Genomic DNA, 5,481 nt, shown 5'->3' on the forward strand with positions numbered 1-5,481 from the left:
TAGATTGGCCCCTGGAGGATCCAGACACTTCGCCCCTCTTAACTTAAGAGGTAGTCTTGGAACTATGTTCAGTACTAGTCGCAACGAGAAGATGGCCGAAGTGTTAACAGGAGCCGAGCGCCGTCGACGCCGGACTCCGCAAGAAAAGATCACCATGGTGCAGCAGACCTTTGAGCCCGGTATGACCGTCTCTCATGTCGCTCGCTTGCACGACGTCAACGCCAACCAGCTCTTCAAATGGCGCAAACAATTCCAGGAAGGCTCTCTCACGGCGATCACCGCCGGTGAGGATGTTGTTCCAGCCTCAGAGTTGGCTGCTGCCATCAAGCAGATCCGAGAGCTCCAGCGTCTGCTCGGGAAGAAGACCATGGAGAACGAGATCCTCAAAGAAGCTGTGGAGGTTGGTCGAGCAAAAAAATGGATTGCGCATGCGCCCTTGTTGCCGGGGGACGACGATTAAGGGCGGTGAGCCAAGCCCTTGGTGTATCGCGTGCGCAGCTATCCGTTCATGTTCATCGAAAACCTGGTTGGCGAGATGGCCGGCAGCATCGCCAACGCGATGACAGCGCCTTGCTTGCCCGGATCATGGGCGCGCTGGCAGAGCTCCCCTCCTATGGTTATCGGCGAGTCTGGGCGCTGTTACGACGTCAGTCAGAGGCCGAACGACTGCCCGTCGTCAACGCCAAGCGAGTATATCGCGTCATGCGCGATCATGGCCTGCTGCTGGAAAGAAAACCGGCGGTTCCCTTGGCTCAGCAGGCACATAAGGGGCGTGTCGCCGTTAACGAGAGCAATCGACGCTGGTGCTCGGATGGCTTTGAGTTTCGCTGCGATAATGGCGAAAAACTCCGGGTCACGTTCGCCATGGACTGCTGTGACAGGGAAGCCTTGGACTGGGCCGCCAGCACCGGGGGTTACGACAGTGACACGGTACAAGATGTCATGCTGCGCGCGGTCGAGCGTCGCTTCGGGGATGCGTTGCCGGCCTCACCGGTGGAATGGCTGACAGATAATGGCTCGGTGTATCGGGCCCATGAGACTCGCGCGTTCGCACGAGAAATCGGGTTGGAGCCCAGAACAACGGCGGTGAGGAGTCCACAGAGCAACGGTATCGCGGAGAGCTTCGTGAAGACGATGAAGCGAGACTATATCGAGATGATGCCGAAGCCGGATAGCCGAACAGCGGTAGGCAATTTGGCGATCGCGTTCGAGCATTACAACGAGCACCACCCGCACAGCGCCTTGGGGTATCGTTCCCCTCGGGAATATCTGCGCAGTCGGGTATCACAACCCTAAGCGGGAAAGAGTGTCTGGATCTATGGGGTCAAATCCACACGACAAGATTGCTCAGCGCCTCGGTATGCTCCTCACCCGCCTGTACAGTGGTGAGAAGCTGCACCTGAGTGATCTGGCCACCGAGTACAACGTCACCGTGCGCACCCTGCAGCGGGATTTCAATCAACGCCTCAGTTATCTACCGATAGAGCACCGCAACCAGCAATACTGGCTGGATCCTGGGTTCCTCAATCACAAGAACGACGGAAAGCTGCGAAAGCTGGCCGAACAGTTGGGCATCACCGACTTGTTTCCCCGCGCCAGTGAACATCGTCTAGGTCAGTTGCTGGGCAGAGACACCCCAAGCCTCTTCGCCATCAAGGGATTCGATGGTCAATCCGCCGACTCAGTCATTCACCAGATACCGGTATTAGAGCAGGCACTAACCCACCATCAGCAATGCTGGCTCATCACCAAAGACCAACGCAAGCAACTGTTTAGCCCCTATCAGCTCGTCAACTACAAGGGCACCTGGCACTTGGTCGGCGTCAGCGAGGGAAGGTTGCAAGCCTATCCGTTGAGCCACATCGCGCTGGTTGAGCTATCGCAACAGACCTTCACCCGCGATCCGCTCATTGCGCGACAGATCGATACCGATCCAACGCTCTGGCGCTCCGGCATGATCGAGGTGCTCCTCAAGGCCAGTGCCTCCATCGCCATCAACTTTCAGCATCGCCCGTTGCTGCCCGAGCAGGAGATTGTCAAAACCCTGGATGACGGTGCGCTGTTATTGAGCAGTCGTGTGCTCGATGCCAACCAAATTCTGCCTGTCATCAAGTCTTGGATGCCTGAGCTCACCGTGATCTCACCCGGATTTATCCATGAGCAAATCGTTTATGATTTACGCCGTTTATTGGCCCTAATGAGTCATGCTCCGCCCTGACCCATGTGTGACAAAGATCCCAGTTTATACATCTGGCGACAGCGCCTGACATGCCGCGACACCACCTGTCGCCGCTATTTCACATTGTCGTCAACCATCCCGCAGTCGATATCCAAGGAGTAATATATGAGCGCCATCAGTCTGCAAAAAGTGTCCGACAACACTCTTTGCTCCACCAGTCCCTATGAGCCACTCTTCGATCATGTCGCCGCCCATTTGCAAGCCCAGGGCGGCACGTTAAAAACCGTCGAGCGCACCCAAGGCAGGATCGAAGCCGCATGGAAATATGGCTTTAACCCTTTCGGTATGCGCATCACCGTGAATTTCGCCTCCCAAGGCAATGAGACCATCCAGCTCACCCTCAATGGCTCGTTTGTCGATGCCATCGATACCTTCGGTGCTGCAAAGAAGAAAGCCCGAGCCATAACGGATGAGCTGCTGAAGCCTATCGATATCGCAGCATGGCCGATTAAAGAGGGGGCAACATCCTCCCAGCAACCCTCTGCCACGACCACTCCCCCGCAGGCACCGCTAAACGGCGCAAACGCCGTTGCGCACCGTGGCAAGCGCAAGGGGCTCACCGCTGTGCTCGCATTCTTGGGCGGCGGCATTGGTCTGCATAAGTTCTACACCGGGAACTGGGGCTGGGGGCTTATCTACCTCGCGCTCTGCACCACCGGCCTTCCCCTGGTCTTGTCTGTGATCGAGTTCATCCGTGTTTTGTGCCTGACACAGGAGGAGTTTGACCGTCGCTATAACTACCGCCTCATATCCGCGTTTTCATGGGTGTGGTGAGGAACCCAGCATGAATAAGCAATTAGCTATCGCTTTACTGATGCTCTGCTCGACAGGGGCTAATGCCGGTTTGCTCAGTCTGCTGGATGTGGCAACCCTCAAGGAAAGCGAGCTGGAGATGTGCCCGAAGATCACCGTCGAGAAGATGGTCAACAGCTTCTTCGAAGATCCCGAGTGGACCGGCGGGAAAGCGGCTGATGGTCGGAAACTGGTGAATGTCAGCGGCACCATCACCTATGCCAGTCAGCCCGCACGGGCCATGGTGCAGGTCTGGATGCAAGACGATGGTTTTTCTGTGGAGGCGCTGGAGATTAACGGGCGACCACAGCCGGAGGGAATGCTGGATCTGCTGCTGGAGAAAATGTGCCAGAGCGCCAGAGGCTCTGACCATACCGGGGATCCACAGCAACATGCCGTCGCGCTGCCGTTCACGGGAACCCGGTACTTCAACTTCGGGGGTGAAAGTGGCACTCAACAATCCATCACTATCGCCCCCAATGGACGCGTCACATTGAGATCCCATGGTGCGACCTCTGTCTCAGTCGATTATCAGGGTATGTATGAAAACCCACTGCTGACCCCGGCGGGTAACTACCGCGTTCATGCCGACAAGATATATGTCACCGACGAAGGCGGAGACTTCCCTGACCCATCAGAGTGCGAAGACATCGTGTGCGAGGCAGAACTGTCGGCACCTTGATGCACTGAAGCCAAAAACAACGACAAGCACGGTGAATAGAAACTCATAAATCAGAGGCTAATCAACATTTTATAGCCGTACACCGAGATAAAATTATCACGATGATAACGGACCATGATCTGGGCGTTATCGCATACCAATAATAAACGGGAAACTAACAATGAAGAAAACCCCCTTGGCCATGATGTTGATGGCTACTTTGTCAGGCTGTGGCGGTGGTGGTAGCGACGGTGGAAACACGGATAGTCCAACCCCACCGAGTGCCTCCTTGGCGATGTCAGGAAAGGCGATTGATGGATACATTCAAGGCGCTACCGTCTATCTCGATCTCAATTTCAACCGTCAGTGGGATGATGGTGAACCCAAGACAACCACCAATGATGCCGGTGATTATAGGTTAGAGCTGCCGGTAGACCTGCAAACCTGCGCTCAATACGCCCCCTTGGTGGTCGATGTGCCGGTGGATGCCGTGGACCAGGATCTTGGCCCGGTAACGGAAGCCTATCAGATGGTCCTTCCTCCCACCTTTTCCCCCATCACCAAGGATGATGTCTACCATGTGACGCCGCTGACCACGGTGCTCTGGAGCAGTGTAGAAAGTGAGCTGTCAGCCCAATCACAGACGACTTGCCAGACCGTCATGGCGAACCGGCAAAAGCAGGAGCAGTTGATCGCCTCGATGAAACAGGCCGTCAGCCGTGTTGTCAGTCACTACAACATTTCCGAGCAGAAGTTGTATACGGACTTCATCGCCAGCGGTGATAGCGAGACAGGCACGCTGGCACAGGAGATCGTGCGCGGCTTGCAGCAGTCCTTCACCGAGACAGAGGCCTTGAAACGGGAACACCCGGACGCCACCTTTGTCTATGTCGATTACCACAAGGGGGACAGCCGCGATCACAACAATGCCTATCCGGAGGCTTGGTATCGTGAAATCCAGTTGCAAGGGGCAGCCCAAAGCAGCACCGAGCTGGTGAAGGTGAGCGATGATTTCGCGCAAATTATCAAGACCATCATCTACGGTGAAGAGCGCCAAGTGACAGGCAATAACTACACCTACATAACCCGCTACGACTTTGAGTCGCGCCATGGGGACAACACCCCCTATAGCTGTGACATCAAGGAGACCCTCTCGGCCCGCTCAAACGCCAAGACGTACACACTGGTGAATCTGGCCGAAGCATCGGCAGAGAGCTTCAACGACTGTGCTCCTGACGATATGGCGGCAGCGATCACCCACCGTTACACCACCATCAGCTATGACGCCAACGATCTGAGTTACGTCACCCAGTTCATCTATAACCGGCAGGCGGGCGCATTTAGCTTCCTGAACGACTGGGTAGGTCTGGAAGGGCAGCTATCCACCCTGAATATGGGTGAGCTCACTGCGGCTCTCGAAGCCCTCCCCTATCAGTATGACGAACCATCCCAAGATCCTGATGCGGCTAGCTGGGTCAAGAGCATGACGGCCAGTGAAAATGGCAATACCATCAGAACCAGTTACGACAGCAACGGCCTCTATCAGAAGCAGACAACCTATGCGGACGGTACTCATAGCCTGGAATGTGGCACGGACGGCATAAACTGGGGAACCTGTCAGTAATCCGGCACCATAGAGCAGAAAACACAGAGGCCAGGGCCGGGCGGTACTGGCCTCTTTATCACACAACTTAGCTAAGGAAGGTGCGAATAAGCGGGGAAATTCTTCTCGGCTGACTCAGTTTCAGTTTGAGCCGATCTTTTCTCCCGTAAATGCCTTGAATCAGCC

5 protein-coding genes are annotated in these 5,481 nt (G+C 55.6%); all 5 read left to right on the plus strand.

Annotated features, from left to right (window positions below; genetic code table 11):
• Positions 1 to 91: 91 nt before the first annotated feature.
• The 5 genes from AB5Y72_RS02775 to AB5Y72_RS02795 all read left to right on the plus strand — a co-directional run bounded on the left by AB5Y72_RS02775 (position 92) and on the right by AB5Y72_RS02795 (position 5,316).
• Positions 92 to 1,296 (plus strand): IS3 family transposase gene (locus tag AB5Y72_RS02775; protein ID WP_270822696.1). Its coding sequence is split into 2 segments (ribosomal slippage): positions 92 to 410 and positions 410 to 1,296, totalling 1,206 coding nucleotides; the frame shifts between segments, so codons are not numbered across the junction.
• A 22-nt stretch (positions 1,297 to 1,318) separates the two neighbouring features.
• A complete protein-coding gene (locus tag AB5Y72_RS02780) occupies positions 1,319 to 2,218 on the plus strand; it encodes a helix-turn-helix transcriptional regulator (protein WP_368198578.1) in 900 nt (299 codons plus the stop codon).
• 126 nt (positions 2,219 to 2,344) lie between these two features.
• A complete protein-coding gene (locus tag AB5Y72_RS02785) occupies positions 2,345 to 3,013 on the plus strand; it encodes a TM2 domain-containing protein (protein WP_368198580.1) in 669 nt (222 codons plus the stop codon).
• A gap of 10 nt (positions 3,014 to 3,023) precedes the next feature.
• The gene (locus AB5Y72_RS02790; RefSeq protein WP_368198581.1) at positions 3,024 to 3,713 is read left to right on the plus strand and encodes a hypothetical protein; all 690 of its coding nucleotides are present in this window, start codon (positions 3,024 to 3,026) and stop codon (positions 3,711 to 3,713) included.
• Between the two features lie 160 nt (positions 3,714 to 3,873).
• Positions 3,874 to 5,316: a hypothetical protein gene (locus tag AB5Y72_RS02795; RefSeq protein ID WP_368198583.1), complete on the plus strand. Its 1,443-nt coding sequence runs from the start codon at positions 3,874 to 3,876 to the stop codon at positions 5,314 to 5,316.
• Positions 5,317 to 5,481: the final 165 nt, after the last annotated feature.

It is taken from the genome of Aeromonas sp. R7-4 (genome assembly GCF_040908055.1).
In the GTDB taxonomy this organism is placed as follows: domain Bacteria; phylum Pseudomonadota; class Gammaproteobacteria; order Enterobacterales; family Aeromonadaceae; genus Aeromonas; species Aeromonas sanarellii.